At 71.9% G+C, this 16,929-nt stretch carries 13 protein-coding genes and 3 pseudogenes; 9 read left to right on the forward strand and 7 right to left on the reverse strand.

All coding sequences use genetic code 11. The annotated features are described in order from the left end of the window. The first annotated feature begins 205 nt into the window (after window positions 1-205). Both ACF1A1_RS29580 and ACF1A1_RS29585 read left to right on the forward strand, forming a co-directional pair. Window positions 206-1,591: an FAD-dependent oxidoreductase gene (locus ACF1A1_RS29580; RefSeq protein WP_392004067.1), complete on the forward strand. Its 1,386-nt coding sequence runs from the start codon at window positions 206-208 to the stop codon at window positions 1,589-1,591. A 94-nt stretch (window positions 1,592-1,685) separates the two neighbouring features. Then, complete coding sequence (locus ACF1A1_RS29585; RefSeq protein WP_392004068.1) at window positions 1,686-3,083, forward strand: nucleobase:cation symporter-2 family protein; 1,398 nt, start codon at window positions 1,686-1,688, stop codon at window positions 3,081-3,083. Here ACF1A1_RS29585 and ACF1A1_RS29590 read toward each other — a convergent pair. The 3 genes and pseudogenes from ACF1A1_RS29590 to ACF1A1_RS29600 form a co-directional block, all read right to left on the reverse strand. Next, a complete protein-coding gene (locus ACF1A1_RS29590) occupies window positions 3,080-3,445 on the reverse strand; it encodes a hypothetical protein (protein ID WP_392004069.1) in 366 nt (121 codons plus the stop codon). The genes ACF1A1_RS29585 and ACF1A1_RS29590 overlap by 4 nt on opposite strands. A gap of 169 nt (window positions 3,446-3,614) precedes the next feature. Further along, on the reverse strand, window positions 3,615-4,925 hold the full coding sequence (locus ACF1A1_RS29595) for a PHB depolymerase family esterase (RefSeq protein ID WP_392004070.1): 1,311 nt from the start codon (window positions 4,923-4,925) through the stop codon (window positions 3,615-3,617). A gap of 43 nt (window positions 4,926-4,968) precedes the next feature. After that, window positions 4,969-5,106 (reverse strand): annotated as a pseudogene (locus tag ACF1A1_RS29600) (glycosyl hydrolase family 62); the annotation flags it as partial. 454 nt (window positions 5,107-5,560) lie between these two features. On the opposite strand from ACF1A1_RS29600, the pseudogene ACF1A1_RS29605 reads away from it, so the two are divergent. Both ACF1A1_RS29605 and ACF1A1_RS29610 read left to right on the forward strand, forming a co-directional pair. Next, window positions 5,561-5,755 (forward strand): annotated as a pseudogene (locus ACF1A1_RS29605) (pectate lyase); the annotation flags it as partial. 32 nt (window positions 5,756-5,787) lie between these two features. After that, window positions 5,788-6,576 (forward strand): pectate lyase, encoded by a 789-nt coding sequence (locus ACF1A1_RS29610; protein ID WP_392004071.1) that lies wholly within the window; start codon window positions 5,788-5,790, stop codon window positions 6,574-6,576. 66 nt (window positions 6,577-6,642) lie between these two features. Here the strand turns inward: ACF1A1_RS29610 and ACF1A1_RS29615 are convergent, their stop codons facing one another. Then, entirely contained in the window at window positions 6,643-7,398 is a 756-nt protein-coding gene (locus ACF1A1_RS29615; protein ID WP_392004072.1) for a PaaX family transcriptional regulator C-terminal domain-containing protein, read from the reverse strand. Window positions 7,399-7,472: 74 nt separating this feature from the next. Between ACF1A1_RS29615 and ACF1A1_RS29620 the strand changes: the two genes are divergently transcribed. Further along, window positions 7,473-9,152, forward strand: a complete 1,680-nt coding sequence (locus ACF1A1_RS29620; RefSeq protein WP_392004073.1) for an acyl-CoA dehydrogenase family protein — start codon at window positions 7,473-7,475, stop codon at window positions 9,150-9,152. A gap of 221 nt (window positions 9,153-9,373) precedes the next feature. Here ACF1A1_RS29620 and ACF1A1_RS29625 read toward each other — a convergent pair whose 3' ends face one another. Next, on the reverse strand, window positions 9,374-9,958 hold the full coding sequence (locus ACF1A1_RS29625; RefSeq protein ID WP_392004074.1) for a hypothetical protein: 585 nt from the start codon (window positions 9,956-9,958) through the stop codon (window positions 9,374-9,376). A gap of 269 nt (window positions 9,959-10,227) precedes the next feature. On the opposite strand from ACF1A1_RS29625, the gene ACF1A1_RS29630 reads away from it, so the two are divergent. The 4 genes and pseudogenes from ACF1A1_RS29630 (at window position 10,228) to ACF1A1_RS29645 (ending at window position 13,754) form a co-directional block, all read left to right on the forward strand. Then, window positions 10,228-11,313, forward strand: coding sequence for a WD40/YVTN/BNR-like repeat-containing protein (locus ACF1A1_RS29630; protein ID WP_392004075.1), 1,086 nt, complete (start codon window positions 10,228-10,230; stop codon window positions 11,311-11,313). A gap of 285 nt (window positions 11,314-11,598) precedes the next feature. Beyond that, a pseudogene (locus tag ACF1A1_RS29635) lies at window positions 11,599-11,988 on the forward strand (DUF6531 domain-containing protein); the annotation flags it as partial. 192 nt (window positions 11,989-12,180) lie between these two features. Further along, a complete protein-coding gene (locus tag ACF1A1_RS29640) occupies window positions 12,181-12,933 on the forward strand; it encodes a hypothetical protein (protein ID WP_392004076.1) in 753 nt (250 codons plus the stop codon). A gap of 62 nt (window positions 12,934-12,995) precedes the next feature. Further along, window positions 12,996-13,754 (forward strand): hypothetical protein, encoded by a 759-nt coding sequence (locus ACF1A1_RS29645; protein WP_392004077.1) that lies wholly within the window; start codon window positions 12,996-12,998, stop codon window positions 13,752-13,754. A 270-nt stretch (window positions 13,755-14,024) separates the two neighbouring features. Here ACF1A1_RS29645 and ACF1A1_RS29650 read toward each other — a convergent pair whose 3' ends face one another. Beyond that, window positions 14,025-15,452 (reverse strand): RICIN domain-containing protein, encoded by a 1,428-nt coding sequence (locus ACF1A1_RS29650; protein WP_392004078.1) that lies wholly within the window; start codon window positions 15,450-15,452, stop codon window positions 14,025-14,027. A gap of 712 nt (window positions 15,453-16,164) precedes the next feature. Further along, entirely contained in the window at window positions 16,165-16,842 is a 678-nt protein-coding gene (locus tag ACF1A1_RS29655; RefSeq protein ID WP_392004079.1) for a uracil-DNA glycosylase, read from the reverse strand. Window positions 16,843-16,929: the final 87 nt, after the last annotated feature.

The following is a 16,929-nucleotide window of genomic DNA, read 5'->3' on the forward strand; positions in this document are numbered from 1 at the left end:
GGGGCCGCCCACGCCGCGCCGCGTCGCTCGAACAGCGGCCCCTCACTCCCCCAGCACCCACGGAACGCAACCGCCTGGTCACCTTCCCTGCGTACCCGACACGTACGCGTGTCCGGCGCGCAGCACGCTGTCACCGCAGCCGCGGCGGTGCCATGCTGGAAGCACCAGCGCTCTCCCGCGCCAGTCGGGGGTTAGGAGTCCGGCCGTGCTGCGTGTCGCCGTCGTCGGCTCCGGGCCGAGTGGGGTCTACACCGCCCAGAGCCTCGTCCAGCAGGACCCCGGGGTGCTCGTCGACGTCCTGGACCGGCTGCCCTGTCCGTACGGGCTCGTGCGGTACGGCGTCGCCCCGGACCACGAGAAGATCAAGTCGCTCCAGCAGAACCTGCGGACCGTGCTGGAGCACGACCGGGTGCGCTTCCTCGGCGGGGTGCGGGTCGGGGCGGGCGCGGTGCCCGTCGAACGGCTGCGGGAGCTGTACCACGCGGTCGTGTACTGCGTGGGCGCCGCGGCGGACCGCCGGCTGGGCATCCCCGGTGAGGACCTGCCGGGCAGCTGGTCGGCGACCGAGTTCGTGGCCTGGTACAGCGCCCACCCCGACGCCGTCGCCGACGGCTACCTGTCCGGCGCCCGCTCGGCCGTGGTGGTCGGCGTCGGGAACGTCGCGGTGGACGTCACACGCATCCTGGCCCGCGGCGCGGCCGAGCTGAGCCCCACCGACATGCCGCAGACGGCGCTGAGCGCGCTGGCCGCGAGCGAGGTGACCGAGATCCACATGGTGGGACGGCGCGGCCCCTCCCAGGCCCGCTTCACCACCAAGGAACTGCGGGAGCTGGGCGCACTGCCGGACACCGACGTGGTCGTCGACGAGGCGGAGCTGGCCCTGGACCCCGACTACGCCGACCCGTCCGCGCTGCCGGCGGCGCAGCGCCGCAACATCGAGGTGCTGCGCGGCTGGGCGGCCGCACCGCCGCGGGGCCTGCGGCGCCGGATCCGCCTGCGGTTCTTCCTGCGGCCCGTCGCGCTGCTCGCCGACGGGGACCGGGTGGGCACGGTGCGCTTCGAACGGACCGCTCCGGACGGGCGCGGCGGGGTGACGGGGACCGGCCGGTACGAGGAGCTGGAGGCGCAGTTGGTGCTGCGGTCGGTGGGCTACCGCGGAGTGCCGCTGGAGGGACTGCCGTTCGACCCGGAGCGGGGCACGGTGCCGCATCTCGCCGGGCGGGTGCTGCGCGCGGGTGCCGTGGCGCCGGGCGAGTACGTGGCCGGCTGGATCAAGCGGGGCCCGACCGGTGTCATCGGCACCAACCGGCCGTGCGCGAAGGAGACGGTGACGTCCCTGCTCGAGGACGCCCCCGCCCTCGCACGGCGGGAGCTGCCCGGTGATCCGCTGCCCCTGCTGCGGGAGGCCGGAGCCGAGCCGGTCGAGTGGGCCGGGTGGCTGGCGATCGAGCGGGCCGAGGCGGAGCTGGGAGCCTCGCTGGGGCGGGGTGTGGTGAAACTGCCGGACTGGGCGTCGCTGCGGGCGGCGGCGGGTGTGACCCCTGCCGGCGCACAGGACGGTGTACGGGACACACACTCGCAACATCCGTGACATCAACAAACTGTTCAAGTCTCGTACGGTCTCGTGCTGTCCGGATGTCGCCGTCCCCCGCCGTCCCCTCGCCCCCCGCCGCTCTGGAGTGCCCATGGCCACGCCCACGACCACACCCGCGCCCGTCCATCCCGTCGACGAAGTGCCTCCAGCACGGCAGTTGGCCGCCTTCGGCCTCCAGCACGTGCTCGCGATGTACGCGGGCGCGGTGGCCGTCCCGCTGATCGTGGGCAGCGCGATGAAGCTCCCGCCCGCCGACCTGGCGTATCTGATCACCGCGGACCTGCTGATCTGCGGTGTCGCGACGCTCATCCAGTGCGTGGGTTTCTGGCGCTTCGGCGTACGGCTGCCCATCATGCAGGGCTGTACCTTCGCGGCCGTGTCGCCGATGGTGCTGATCGGGACGACGGGCGGCGGACTGCCCGCGATCTACGGCTCGGTGATCGTCGCGGGGCTCGCGATCGTGCTGCTGGCGCCGGTGTTCGGCCGGCTCCTGAGGTTCTTCCCGCCGCTCGTCACGGGCACGGTGATCCTGGTCATCGGCGTCTCGCTGCTGCCGGTCGCGGGCAACTGGGCCGCGGGCGGCGCCGGTTCGGCGGACTTCGGGGAGCCGAGGAACCTCGCGCTCGCCGCGTTCGTGCTGGCGGTGGTGCTCGGCGTGCAGCGGTTCGCACCGGCGTTCCTGAGCCGGATCGCGGTGCTGATCGGCATCGTGGTGGGCCTCGCGGTCGCCGTCCCCTTCGGCTTCACGGACTTCGGCGGGGTGGGGGACGCGGACTGGCTCGGGATCAGCACGCCGTTCCACTTCGGCGCGCCCGCCTTCGAGGCGTCGGCCATCATCTCGATGCTGGTGGTGGCGCTGGTGACGATGACGGAGACGACCGGTGACCTGATCGCGGTCGGCGAGATGACCGGTCGCAAGGTGGAGCCGCGGTCCCTCTCCGACGGCCTGCGTGCCGACGGCCTGTCCACCGTCCTCGGCGGCGTCTTCAACACCTTCCCCTACACGGCGTACGCGCAGAACGTCGGCCTGGTCGGCATGACCCGGGTGCGCAGCCGCTGGGTCGTCGCCACCGCCGGCGGCATCCTCGTCCTGCTCGGTCTGCTGCCGAAGCTGGGCGCGGTGGTCGCGGCGATTCCGGCTCCGGTCCTGGGCGGCGCGGGCCTGGTGATGTTCGGGACGGTCGCGGCGAGCGGCCTGCGGACCCTGGCTGAGGTGGACTTCAGGGGCAACCACAATCTGACGGTCGTGGCCGTGTCGGTGGCGATGGGCGTGCTGCCGGTCGGCGTCCCGGCGATCTACGAGAAGTTCCCCGACTGGTTCCAGACGGTGATGAACAGCGGGATCAGCGCGGGCTGTGTGACCGCGATCGCCCTGAACCTGCTCTTCAACCACCTTCCGGCCAAGGGGGACACGGGGCTCGCCGAGGCGGACGGCCCGGCGGGCGGCTCCGGTGAGGGCGCCGGGAAGTCCCGGGAGGAGGCCGTCTAGGCCGTCCCCGCACAGGCCGTTCGTCCGGTTCGGCGCCCGCCGGGGTCAGTCGAGCAGCGCGGTGTCCTCGGGCGAGCGCCGGTACACACCGCTCCGGCGGTCGAGATGGTGCAGGTCGATCCGGGACCGGCCGCCGCGCGGGCCAGGCCGCGGCAGCGGTCGTACGACACCGTGAGGCCGCCGTCGTCCGACGCGACGACCGCGCGGTCCTCGAGGCGGCGCAGCGCGCCGGCGGCGTCCTTGGCCGTCAGCCCGGTGCGCTCGACGACCTCGGCGGTGCTCCTGGCACCCAGCGTCACGGCGGCGAAGGCGCGCACCGGGGTCTCGTCGGCGAACAGCCTCACCACGTCGTCGGACGTCATGCTCATCTCTCCATCCATCAGGACGGGGGTGCCTGGTTCTCCCGGAGGACGGGGGTTTCCCCGGTCCCGGCGACGCTGCCCGCCGCCTCCACCGGCGCCCGGGATTCTCGCCTGCGGGGCCCGTGGGTGCACACCCACGGGCCCCCGGCCTCCTATGGCCGGCTGTCCGTCAGGTCACCGCGCAAGAGGTCCCGTTGACCGTGAAGGAACCGGGCGGCGCGCTGTTGCCCGTGTGGTTCGCCTGGTAGCCGACGGTGACGCTCGCGTTCGGTGCGAGCGTGCCGTTGTAGGTCGCGTTGGTCGCCGTCACCGCGCCGGAGGCCGGCGCGTAGGTGGCGCCCCAGCCGTTGGTGATGGTCTGCCCGGCGGGCAGGGTGAAGCCGAGCTGCCAGCCGTTCACCGTGCTGGTACCGGTGTTGGTGATCGTCACCGAGGCGGTCAGACCGGTGTTCCACGCGCTGGTGGACACGGTCACCCTGCACGGGCCCGTGGGAGGCTGGGGCGTGGGGCCACCGCCGGAGTCCAGGCCGAAGAAGGTGATCACCCGCGAGGCCATGCCCCACGCGTACAGGTTGTGTCCGACGCCCTGGAGGCTGATGGCCTCCACCGGGGCCTGGTCACCGGTGCCGCCGTAGCGGGTCCGGGTCCAGCCGGACTGCGGCGAGTCGGTGGCGGCCGGGGTCTGTCCGATCCCCCGCACCGCGGTCCACTGCTTGATCTCCTCGCCGAAGTTCGGGTAGCGCAGCACGTCGTCCTCGGTGCCGTGCCACAGCTGCATGCGCGGCCGGGGCCCGGTGTAGCCGGGGTAGGCGCCGCGCACCAGGTCGCCCCACTGCTGCGGGGTGCGGATCACGGTGCCGCCGGAGCAGGCGCTGTTCCACTCGGAGCCGTCGGTGGTGGCGAAGCAGCCGAACGGCACCCCGGCGAACGCGGCGCCCGCGGCGAACACGTCGGGGTAGTCACCGAGCAGGACGTTGGTCATCATCGCCCCGGAGGAGATGCCGGTGGCGTACACGCGTGAGGTGTCTGCGGAGTACGTCCTGGTCACCCAGTCGATCATCGACTTGATGCCGACGGGATCGCTGCCGCCGCCACGCTTCAGCGCCTGCGGCGAGGAGACGTCGAAGCACTTGCTGTTGCGGGTGACCGACGGGTAGACGATCACGAACCCGTGGCGGTCGGCGAGTTGGGCGTACTCGGTGCCGGAGTACATGGCGGAGGCCGAGCCGCCGCACCAGTGCACGGCGACGAGGACCGCCGGGTGCGCGGTGACGTTGGCCGGCGCGTAGACGTACATCTGGAGGTTGCTGGGGTTGGTGCCGAAGCCGGTGACCTCGGTGAGGGTGGCGGCGGGGACCGCCTCGGCCGCTTCCGTACGGGCGGAGGCGGGGGGTGCGGTGAGGAGGGCGCCGGCGAGGAGCAGCAGCAGCGCCGTCAGCACCGCGCGCGGGGCTCTCCTCGGGGAGTGGGGGGTGTACACGTGCTGGTCCCTTCTGTGCGGCTCGTCGTGCGCGAAAGGTGGCTCAGCAGGGGGAGTTCGTCTGCGTCAGCAGGCTCAGGCGCCAGGGCAGCTGGGAGTAGTCGCCGCTCGCGGCCGGGTCCATGCCCTGATAGAGGAAGCGCAGGCGGCAGGGGTCGATGGTGAGGGTCTGGTCGACGCCGGCGCGGATCATCTCGCCGTGGCCCGCCGCGAAGGTGACGTTGGTGGAGCGGATGAAAGCGTCATCGACTTCGCCTCTCTCGTGAGGCCCACGGGGCTCTGGGAGCCCGGAGAGCTCCGAAACCGAAGCCCGGTCCGGGGAAACGTCCGCACTGCATGGTGGCATGCACATGCCTTCCATGGAAGCGCTCCCACACGACGTTGCCGGAAGCCCTTGCCGGTGAATCGGCGTGGCCGAATGTCATCTGCGCAAAGCGTTGACTAGAAAGCGCTTGCACCCTACGTTCCGTTCAGCAGTGTGACCGAGCCGCTCACCCTGACCCCAAGAGGCCGCATTGCCCGCACCGTGTTGTTCAGCACTGCGCACATCATCTGCATATCTGATCAACCACTCCCTCTCGAAGGGATCGCACCGCATGCGTACAGGCCCCCCATGTACACACGCGCAAAGTTTGAACAGCGTCTTCCGCGACCCCCGGGTCGCGGTGGCGACCGACCGCAGCAGCGGCGTGGACGGTGACGCCAACCCGACCGGCAACGACCTCGGTGGAGCCGCTACCGAGGTGCAGCCGCCGTACAACCGCACCGCCGAGCCCGCCTCGTCCGTCGTCGCCTCGGTGACGTCCGGCGCGGGCGCCGGAAAGCTCTGACGCCAACCCCCACGACAGAAGGACAACGGGACATGACTTCTGCGACACGACCGCGCGCCCGCGGGCGCGCACTGACCGGCGCGGTGGCCACCCTCGGCCTCTCGTTTGGCATGATCATGACCACCGGAACGACTCCGGCCGGCGCCGCCACCTGGCCGTCCGCCTCCGGCAGCCAGCCGGTCAGTGCCACCATCAACCTGACCAGCTCGAAGGACTACGGGATGCTGCGCCTCTACGGCAGCGGCGCCCTGGGCACCGGGGACCAGGCCGAGGACCAGCAGCCGATCCTCACCCTCGCGAACGGCGTGACGCTGAAGAACGTCATCATCGGCGCGCCCGGCGCCGACGGCATCCACTGCCTGGGCAGCTGCACGCTGCAGAACGTCTGGTGGGAGGACGTCGGCGAGGACGCCGCGACCTTCCGGGGCGGCAGCAGCGCGACGTACAACGTCGTCGGCGGCGGCGCCAAGAAGGCGACCGACAAGGTCTTCCAGCACAACGGCGGCGGCACGGTCAACATCTCCAACTTCGCCGTGCAGGAGTTCAAGACCCTCTACCGCTCCTGCGGTGACTGCTCCACGTCGTACACCCGCAAGGTCAACCTCAACACCATCGAGGTGACCGGCACCGGCTCCACGGCACGGATCGTCGGCATCAACGTCAACCGCAACGACGTGGCGACGCTGCGCAACATCACGATCCGCAACGACGCGAGCCGCAAGGTCGTCCCCTGCCAGAAGTACAACAACAACACGGCGGTCGGGGTGGGCCCCGACAGCACCAACTGCCTGTACTCCACCTCGGACATCACCTACCGCTGATCCCCTCCTCCCCCTTCCCCCCACGGGCGGCCGGAGGAAGCGGCCCGCACCCGCTTCCTCCGGCCGTCAGGCGTGTTCCCGTCCGCGCACCGCGTCGGTCACCTCGCGCTGGTAGTCGGTGTAGGCGGCGCGCAGGGCGGGACCGGGCCAGTCGGCGGGCAGGAGTTCGGCCGGCAGGACCGGGTCGGCGAGGAGATGCCGCACGACGGCCGCGAAGGCGGTGAAGCGGTCGGCGGGCCGCCGGGCCCGCGCGATGTGCGCGAGCAGGGCACGGGCCGTGGCGGCCCACTCCCGCAACGGCCACAGCTCGGCGGCCAGTTCGCGGGCCGACGCCTCTGGACGGGCGGTGAAGTACCGGGTGACCCCGGCGAGCCCGGCCGGCCAGGGGCGGAGCAGGGTGGCGGGGCGCAGCCACACCCCCTCGCGCAGTTCGGCCAGCCGCAGCCGGGTCAACTCGGCGCGCAGCTCGGCGCGTTCGGCCGGGCCGCGGCCGGTGGCCGTCACCACGGCCATCTCCCAGTCGCCGTCCCAGGGCCGGGTCGCCGGATGGACGGCGTCGTCCTGCCGGCGCTGGCGCTCCAGCAGACGGTCGCTGAGGCCGTAGACGGCCCCGGTGCGCCGCAGGTCGCCGGCCGCCACCATCCGGCTGAGGGCGGCCCGCAGTGTGGAGCCGCCGACTCCGAAGGGCTCCACCAGGCGGACCAGGTCCTTCACCGGCAGCTCCGGCGGATGGGTGCCGAGCAGCAGGCTCAGCACCACCGACCGGGCCGACAGCGGCCGCAGCTCCACCTCACCGGGCTCCGCCGACACGTTCCTGCGCATGAGGCCGTACTGTACGTCGACCCGTGATATTGCACTATTGCTGCGACCGTAGGAGCCGTGCAACATTTGACCGCATGACCCTCTCCTTCGGGCAGTCACCCGTCGCCGCCCACACGACGCACGAGGTCACCAACCAGCCACCTCCCCTGACCCCGTACGACGCCTCCGACGACGCCGCCCTGCTGGAAGGGCTGCGGCGGGAGGGCGCCGGATGGGCGGAGGGAGACGTCCGGCGGCTCGGGCTGCGGGCCGGCGGTCCCGAGGCGCAGGAGTGGGGCGAGCTGGCCAACCGGCACGAGCCCGTGCTGCGCACGCACGACCGGTACGGGCACCGTGTGGACGAGGTGGACTTCCACCCCAGCTGGCACCACCTGATGCGGGTCGCCGTTGCCGAGGGCCTGGCCGGGGCGCCCTGGGCGGACGACCGGCCCGGCGTCCATGTCGCCCGGACGGCGGGCGGCCTGGTGTGGGGCCACACCGAGGCGGGTCACGGCTGCCCCACGTCGATGACGTACGCGGCCGTCCCCGCCCTGCGCCGGCAGCCGGACCTCGCCGCGGTGTACGAGCCCCTGCTGACCGGCCGGGAGTACGACCCGGGACTGCGGGTGCCGACCGAGAAGCGCGGGCTGCTCGCGGGCATGGGGATGACCGAGAAGCAGGGCGGCTCGGACGTCCGGACCAACGCGACGACGGCCACGCCCACGGCCGAGCCCGGGGTGTACACGCTGCGCGGGCACAAGTGGTTCACGTCGGCGCCGATGTGCGACGTGTTCCTGGTGCTGGCCCAGGTGGCCCCGCCCGGGGCGGGAGGGAGTCCGTCGTGCTTCCTGGTGCCGCGCGTCCTGCCCGACGGCACCCGCAACCCGTTCCGCATCCAGCGGCTGAAGGACAAGCTGGGCAACCGCTCCAACGCCTCCTCCGAGCCGGAGTTCGACGGGACGGTCGCCTGGCTGGTCGGGCCCGAGGGGCAGGGCGTGAAGACCATCATCGAGATGGTCAACTGCACCCGGCTGGACTGCGTGATGATGTCGGCGGCGCTGATGCGCAAGACGCTCGTCGAGGCGGGCCATCACGTGCGGCACCGCAGCGCCTTCGGGGCGCGGCTGCTCGACCAGCCGCTGATGCGCAACGTGCTGGCGGACCTCGCGCTGGAGTCGGAGGCCGCCACCACGCTCACGCTGCGGCTGGCCGGGGCGGCCGACCGGGCGGTGCGCGGCGACACCGGTGAGCAGGCCTTCCGGCGGATCGCGACCGCCGTCGGCAAGTACTGGGTGACCAAGCGGGGTCCGGCCTTCACCGCGGAGGCCCTGGAGTGCCTGGGCGGCAACGGCTACGTGGAGGACTCCGGCATGCCCCGGCACTACCGCGAGGCCCCGCTGCTGTCGATCTGGGAGGGCTCGGGCAATGTCAACGCGCTCGACGTGCTGCGGGCGGTGACCCGCGAGCCCGCCACCGTGGACGCCCTCTTCGGCGAACTGGCCCTGGCGCAGGGGGCCGACCCCCGGCTGGACGCGGCGGTCACCCGCCTGAAGTCCCGGCTCGGCGAGGCGACGCAGGCCGCGGCCCGCCGTCTGGTGGAGCGGATGGCCCTCACCCTCCAGGCGTCCCTCCTCATCCGGCACGCCCCGGCCGCGGTCGCCGACGCCTTCTGCGCGACCCGGCTCGGCGGCGACGGGGGGTACGCCTTCGGCACGCTTCCGGACGGCGCGGACCTCGACGGGATCCTGGGACGGGCACTGCCCGGCGGTGACTGATCAATCGCCTTGGGCGAATGATCTGTTGACCGGCAACGGTGTGGTCATGGCCGATGCCGGCCGCTGCGGAGCGTTTCGCCGCACCTGACAGGGGGCGCGGCGGAGAGGGAGACGGCCTCCGCCCTACCCGGATCGTGAGCGCCTGACAGGCAGCATCGGGGGCGCCTGACAGGCAGCGAGGACCGGCTCTCCGTCGCCGTCGAAACCGGACCGCCCGGCCCTCACCCCGCCGGCCTCCCCCACAGCGCGTCGAACCGCGCCCACTCCGTGTCCCACTGCTCCACGCGGCGACGCTCCAGACGTCCACGCAGCATCCGGCCGCCCGCGAAGGGCACGGCCGCCGCCGTCACGCCCGCCAGGCCGCCGACCAGGGCGGCACGCAGGCGGGCCTGGCCGACACCGGCCGGCTCGGTGACCAGGCGGCCTTCGCGGTCCGTCCAGACCGTGACCCGGGTCCCGGCGGCGCTGCCCGGGGCGACGCGGACCTGGCCGGTGTGGGCGGAGCCGTCGGGGCCGGTCCAGCCGACCTTCGCCCACACATGGTCCCCGCTGGAGCTGCCCAGGCGCGCGGGGGGCTTCCCGGGCGCCTGCTCGGTGAGCCGCCCGGTGGTGGGGCGCCACTCGACGCGTTCCCGGGCCAGCCCGTGCTCGACGGAACGGGCCGCCGCCCAGCCGGCCAGCACTCCGGCGAGGACGGTCAGCGCCCAGGCACCGAGCACGACCCAGGCCTCCACCGTGTCGGCGCGACGCTTCAGCGGGTTGCGCCGCCAGCGCCACAGCCACACCTTCGGACCACGGAACGCCATCGAAGGCTTCCTCCTCATGAGCGCGTGAACATCCCGGCGCCCTCCCATACGCGGCGGGCGGTCCGGATGCTCAGGGCGAGTCCTCCGTCCCGACGGTCGCACGCCTCCCACCGCCCGCGCAGGCGTCCCGCCGAAAGTGGCCGACGGACGCCGGTTCCCGTCCGTCACCGCCGCTGTGACCTGCGGCGATGCCCTTTCCAGGGGTGACTGTCAGTGGCGGGGTGCAGACTGGCCGGTGCTGGGACAAAGACGTCGCGGAGGTGACCGGCATGACCGAGGTACTACTCGCCGTGGGCACGCGCAAAGGCCTGTTCATCGGGCGCAGGCACGGTGGCGCATGGCAGTTCGACGAATCCCCCTGTTTCAACGCTCAGGCGATCTACTCGGTCGCCATCGACACCCGCGGCGACCGCCCGCGGCTCCTCGCCGGGGGTGACAGCGCGCACTGGGGCCCGTCGGTGTTCCACTCCGACGACCTCGGCCGGACCTGGACCGAACCGGCGAAGCCGGCCGTGAAGTTCCCGCAGGACACGAAGGCCTCGCTGGAGCGGGTGTGGCAGCTGCACCCGGCGGCCGCCGAGCCGGACGTGGTGTACGCGGGCACGGAACCGGCCGCGCTGTACCGCTCCGAGGACCGCGGGGAGAGCTTCGAGCTGGTCCGCCCGCTGTGGGAGCACCCGACGCGCGCGCAGTGGGTGCCGGGCGGCGGCGGAGAGGGACTGCACACGGTGCTCACCGACAAGCGCGACCCGCGGGCGGTGACGGTGGCGGTGTCGACGGCCGGCGTCTTCCGTACCACCGACGGCGGCGCCAGCTGGACACCGTCCAACTCCGGTGTCTCCGCGGTGTTCCTGCCGGACCCCAACCCCGAGTTCGGGCAGTGCGTGCACAAGGTCGCGCGGGACGCGGCGAACCCGGACCGCCTGTACCTGCAGAACCACTGGGGCGTGTACCGCAGCGACGACTCGGGCGGGCACTGGACGGACATCGGCGAGGGCCTGCCGTCCACCTTCGGCTTCGCCGCCGCCGCGCACCCCCACCGCGGCGACACGGCGTACGTCTTCCCGATCAACGCCGACGCGGACCGGGTGCCCGCCGACCACCGCTGCCGGGTCTTCCGTACGGCGGACGCGGGCAAGAGCTGGGAGCCGCTGGCGGCGGGCCTGCCCCAGGAGGACCACTACGGCACCGTGCTGCGTGACGCGCTCTGTACGGACGACGCGGACCCCGCGGGCGTGTACTTCGGCAACCGCAACGGCGAGGTGTTCGCCTCCGCCGACGACGGCGACAGCTGGCGGCAGTTGGCCTCGCACCTGCCGGACGTGCTCTGCGTGCGAGCCGCGGTGGTCGGCTGAGCGGGACCGGCGACGGGGGGACCGTCCGGCCTCGGCCACCGGTTGATCGCCGCCGTGTGGACCACAGTGGGACCGGTATCCGACGGAGGGTCACGGGGAGCGCCGGCGGCGTCGGCCCCGGGACGACGCCGCCGCCGGGTCGACGCCCCCGGGACCGTACCCGCGGCGCCGTTCCCGCGGGGCCGGAATTCGGACGCCGGATACGGGTCGGGGCCTCCTCCGGCTGGCCTGCCGGCGGTTCACCGCGCGCGGCCAACGCCCGGATCGGCTGCTCGGTGACCTGCACTTGGCACCGGCAAGCAGATGATCAGCGACTTCATGCAGGACCCCGCCGAGGGCTTCGGCCGACTGATTCCCGACCTCGCGCCGACCGCAGCCACCGGCGGGGGCGGTGCCTCGGCGAAGGGCATCCGCATCACGGAGGAGGCCGCCGACGCCGCACGGCTGCGCAAGCTGGTCGACGACGCCCCGGACGGCGACCGCACCGCCGCCCGCGACCCGGTGGACCTGGCCACGGGCCGGATGTACCTGCCCCAGACCGACGTCGAACTGCCCGGCATCCTGCCGCTGGTCTCACCCACCGAGTCCGGCTGCACGGTCGGCCGCTTCCCGGGGCCCGCCTGGACGTCCACCGTGGACGAGCGTCTGGAGATCGCCGCCATCGGCGTCGTCCACCGTCGACCGCACCGAGGACGGCCTGCCGCTGACGGTCGGGCATCAAGGGCGATTCCGGGGCTGAGGCACTCGGCGGTAGACCCACAGACCCCGGTGCACCGGTGACCCACGAGGACATCGTGGAGGGCAGGATTCGTGCCAAGGACGGCTATCCGGCCCCAGCAGTGCAGATCGGATGAGGCAGGAATGACCATGAGACTGTCGTTCGACGGCGGCTGGCGCACAACAGTGACGGACGATTCGCTGCACATCGCCCCCCGCTTCGCGGGCAACTCCGTGTACGTCGCGCACTACGCGAACGTGAAGGAACGTGAGCGCTTCCTCGTGGCCACCTTCGGCAGCCAGGAGTGGCTGTGGGACGCCCCTGACACCCTCCGGTTCGACCCGGACAGCCGGATGCTGGTCGGGGTCGAACTCCAGCTGCCGTACGTCTCCGCGTACCACGAGACGTCCGTTCGCGCTCCCGTCATGCCCCCCGTCCACCCGGGCGGCCTTCGCGCGGACGAGGTCAGGGACTTCCGGCACGAGATGTGCACGGTGCTGTGCCGCGCTCCCGGGGACGCCGTGCTGACCTGTCTGCGCGACCTCGACGTCCTCAACGAGCCGCTGGAGGCCCGCATCGGCATCGCCCCCGACGTGGCACTCCTCGCCCAGCACGGCGCCGTCGTCGGCTGGAATCTGACCGACCCGGTCCGGTACTTGACGACTGGGTTCGCCGAACCCGATCCCACCCCGCCGTCCGACACCACGCGCCGGCTGCTCACCGAGTGCCTGGACCTGATCACCACGCCGGTGGTCGACGACCTGGTGGACGGCGAACCGGCCGCCCTGGCCCGCCTCCGGGCCGCCGACGAAACCCTGCGTAACCAACAAGAGGACCGGCACCGGGCCGACGCCCTGCTCGACCTCATCGCCACCATGGTCGAGGACTACGGAAACTGGTGACCGAGTTCGGCACGGGGGCGTTTCCGTGCCGTGAAGGCGCCGGGGATGAGGTGGCATCCACCATGAGAATCACCCTCGACGACGACTGGACCGCGACGGTGACGGGCGATCCGCTGCGCCTCACCCCGCGTTTCGACTTCCGGGACTTCCGCGTGCGCATCGCGGAGTACGCGAACGTCAAGGAACGCGGCCGGTTCCTTCTGGACACCTTCGGCAGCCGGCCGTGGCTGTGGGACACGCCTGACGAGCTCCGGTTCGACAAGGAAGGCCGGGACCTGGTCGGCGCCGAGTTCCAGATCGCCGGTGAGGCCGCCGACCCCGAGGACTCCGCCCGCCTTCCCGCCACACCCCCCGTCCACCCGGGCGGCCTCCGCGCGGACGAGGCCCGGGACTTCCGCCTGGAGGTGACCACGGAACTCTGCCGCGCCCCGGCAGACACCGTCCTCACCTGTCTGCGCGACCTCGACGTCCTCGACGAGCCACTCGACGCCCGCATCGGCATCGCCCCCGACGTGGCGCTCCTCGTCCAGCACGGCACCGTCGTCGGCTGGAGCCTCACCGACCCGGCGCGATACCTGACCACCGGCTTCGCCGTCCCCGACCCGGCTCCCCCCGCCCATGCCACCCGGCTCCTGCTCACCGCATGCCTGGACCTGATCACCACACCGCTGCTCGACGAGGTGAAACGCCGAGACCCTGCCGCCCTGGCCCGACTCCGGGAAATCGACGAGGCCCTGCGCAGCCGGCGCGGGGACCGGCACCGGGCCGACGCCCTGCTCTCGCTCATCGCCAACCTGGTAGAGGACTACGGTGACTGGTGACGGCAGAGGCCGCCGGCGCCGCGCGGGCCACCTGTCCGCATCCGCATCCGGTCCCCCCGCGCCGGAACCGCCTGGCTGACCGGCATCACCGAACGCGACGGCCACACCATCACCGTCGACCGCGCCGAGGGCGCGGCCGGCCCCCTCACCGCGTGGACGCCGCGGGCCGGATCGGGGACGGGAGAGGTCCGGGCGGCGGACCGCCCGGACCTCTCCCGCGTCACCGTGACGCCGCGCATGCACGGGCCATGCGGTAAAGCGGCCGGGTGGTCAGGCTCCGCGCTTGAACTGCTGGTTGGTGCCGGTTCCGCAGGTCCACTGGATCAGCTTGGCGCCGTCGGCGGTGGAGGAGGCGTTGACGTCCAGGCACTTGCCGCTGAGTCGGGAGACCAGGCGGACGTGGCCGTCACCGGCGTCCTGGAGCTGCCACTGCTGGTTGGAGCCGCTGCTGCAGGCCCACTGGATGACCGGGTTGCCGTTGGCGGTGGAGTTGTTGGCCACGTCGACGCACTTGCCGCTGTGCTTGGCCATGAGCTGCGCGTATCCGTTGCCGAGGTCCCTGATCCACCAGGCCTGGTTCATCCCTCCGTTGCAGGTGTACTGCGTGAGCTGGACGCCGTCCTCCACCGACTTTCCCGGTACGTCGACGCACTTGCCGCTGTGGCGCGCGGTGAGCGTCTCCCAGGGTCCGCCGACGCCGTCGACCTTGCCCGCGGCGGTGTCGATGCTGATCTGCGGGAACCAGTCCATGGTCATCGTGGTGTCGGTGGGGAACTCCAGCGGCAGCCAGACGTACTTGGAGGCGTTGACGTTCTGCTTGAAGGAGTTGCCCCAGCGGTCGCCCATGTACAGGTACTCGGTGCCCGTACTGCCCTGGACGGGCAGGACGAAGGTGGTCTGCGAGCCGTATGCGGTGGCGTCACCCACGTCCCGCAGGTCGCTCCAGGTTCCCGTGATGCTGGCGGCGGTGGCGTACTTCTGCTGGTTGGGATTCCAGCCGGTGGCGCCGGAGGTGAGCAGGAAGTAGACACCGTTGCGCTTGAACAGCGCCGGAGCCTCGCGCAACTGCCCCGCCCAGAGCAGCTGTACGCGGCTCTCGACGGTGAGGTAGTCGGGGCTGAGGCGGTAGATGTGCAGGTCTCGGTTCTCGCGGGCGGCCGAGATCATGTAGCCGGTGCCGTCGTCGTCGACGTAGGCGGTGATGTCGCGGGACATGTGGCCCAGCGGACGGAAGCTGCCCTGCCAGGTGTAGTCGCCGTCGACGGTGTCGGAGACGGCGACGGCGGCGCGGGCCTGGGTGTAGTCGGTGGCCAGTTCCTTGTGCATCCACATGACGAACTTGCCGGTGGCCTTGTTGAAGATGACCTTGGGACGCTCGATGTTGGCGGACACCAGCTCCGGATCGCTGGCCTGGGTCAGGACATGACGCCTGAACTCCCAGCTCTTGAGGTCGGTCGAGCGGTAGGCGGACACGTACCGGAAGGAGTTGTCCTCGTTGCGGTTCTCGCCGAACCAGTAGTAGTACGAGCCGACCTTGATCACGCCACCGCCGTGGGCGTGCACCACCGCACCCGTGGTGTCCGTGAACTGGGTGGCGTTGGGGACCGTGACGGTGGCCGCGTGTGCGGTACCCATCAGAAGGGTTTGCGGGAGTAGCGCTGTCAGCACGGCAAGCACCAAGAGCCAGACGCGACGCATGAGGGAGGTTCCCTTCACTCCGGGCCGCCCGCGCCGTCACCCACGACAGGACGACAGAACTGCCCGAGAACGAGCAAAAAATGACTGATTCCAACGGCGTCGCACATCAGACTGCCTGTGGCGGATGCGTGTCAAGGGTGTGAACGTGACGAGGATGCCGAAGCGGTCACCGGCGGGTTCCGGCCACCGACGTGCACCGGGCTCCGGTCGCACGTGGCCGGCCATGACGCCCTCGCACCGGGACCTTCACGGAAGGCCCGACGGCAAGGGCAGCGACCAGCAGATCTTTCAGGACGGCCAACGCGTCGAGCGGTCCTCGACCTTGGGCAGCACCACGGTCAAGGTGCCCGCACCCATCACGCCCGCGCAGCCCCAGCGGATGACACGGCTACGGCGCCAACAGCCGCGTCCCTGCGAGCCGCACCGTCCAGTACGAGTACGTCAAGGACGGCACGTGGGTGAACATGCCGCAACGGCACCGCCGACCATCTGCGGAGCATCGGGGGCGCAGGAGGACGGTTGCAGTCCGTTCACCTCGTCACAGGCGGACCGCCCACGGCCACCACGACAGTGGGCGGACCGCACCACGCGGCGCCGGCCGGGACCGCAGAACCACGGATCCCGGCCGGTGCCGCCCTTTTTTGCGGCGCGCGACCCTCGCGGGCCACCACACGGAGAGCCGTTCTGTACGTCGCCGGCTCTCGTCCCCGGCCTACGGCAGTCGCCAGTCCACCGGCTGCGCACCCTGCCGCAGCAGCAGGTCGTTGGCCCGGCTGAACGGACGCGAGCCGAAGAAGCCCCGGTCCGCCGACATCGGCGAGGGATGGGCCGACTCGATCGCCGGAAGATCCCCGAGCAGCGGCCGCAGATTGCGGGCGTCACGCCCCCACAGGATGGACACCAGCGGCTTCCCGCGCGCGGCGAGCGCCCGGATGGCCTGCTCGGTGACCTCCTCCCAGCCCTTGCCCCGATGCGCGCCCGGCTTGCGCGGCGCGGTCGTCAGCGCTCTGTTGAGCAGCAGTACGCCCTGCTGCGTCCACGGCGTCAGATCGCCGGTCGACGGCCTGGGCAGCCCGAGATCGGAGTGCATCTCCCGGAAGATGTTCTCCAGACTGCCCGGCAAGGAACGCACCTCTGGCGAGACCGCGAAACTCAACCCGATCGCCATTCCCGGCGTCGGGTAGGGATCCTGGCCGACGATCAGGACGCGGACGTCGTCGAAGGGCTGCTGGAAGGCCCTCAGGACATTCGCTCCGGCCGGAAGATAGGTCCGGCCGGCCGCTATCTCGGCCCGGAGGAAGTCCCCCATGGCCGCGATGCGTTCGGACACGGGGTCGAGAGCCTTCGCCCAGCCTGCTTCGACAAGTTCATGCAAGGGTCGTGGTGCCACGGCGCGTCACTCTACTGGCACACACAGGCGCCTCCCTACGCAGGGAATCCTTCGCACAGGGGCCGCCTCTCAGGCGCTAGTCTTCCT

Origin of the sequence: Streptomyces sp. NPDC014995, from assembly GCF_043080745.1 — a bacterium.
Taxonomy (GTDB): Bacteria; Actinomycetota; Actinomycetes; order Streptomycetales; family Streptomycetaceae; genus Streptomyces.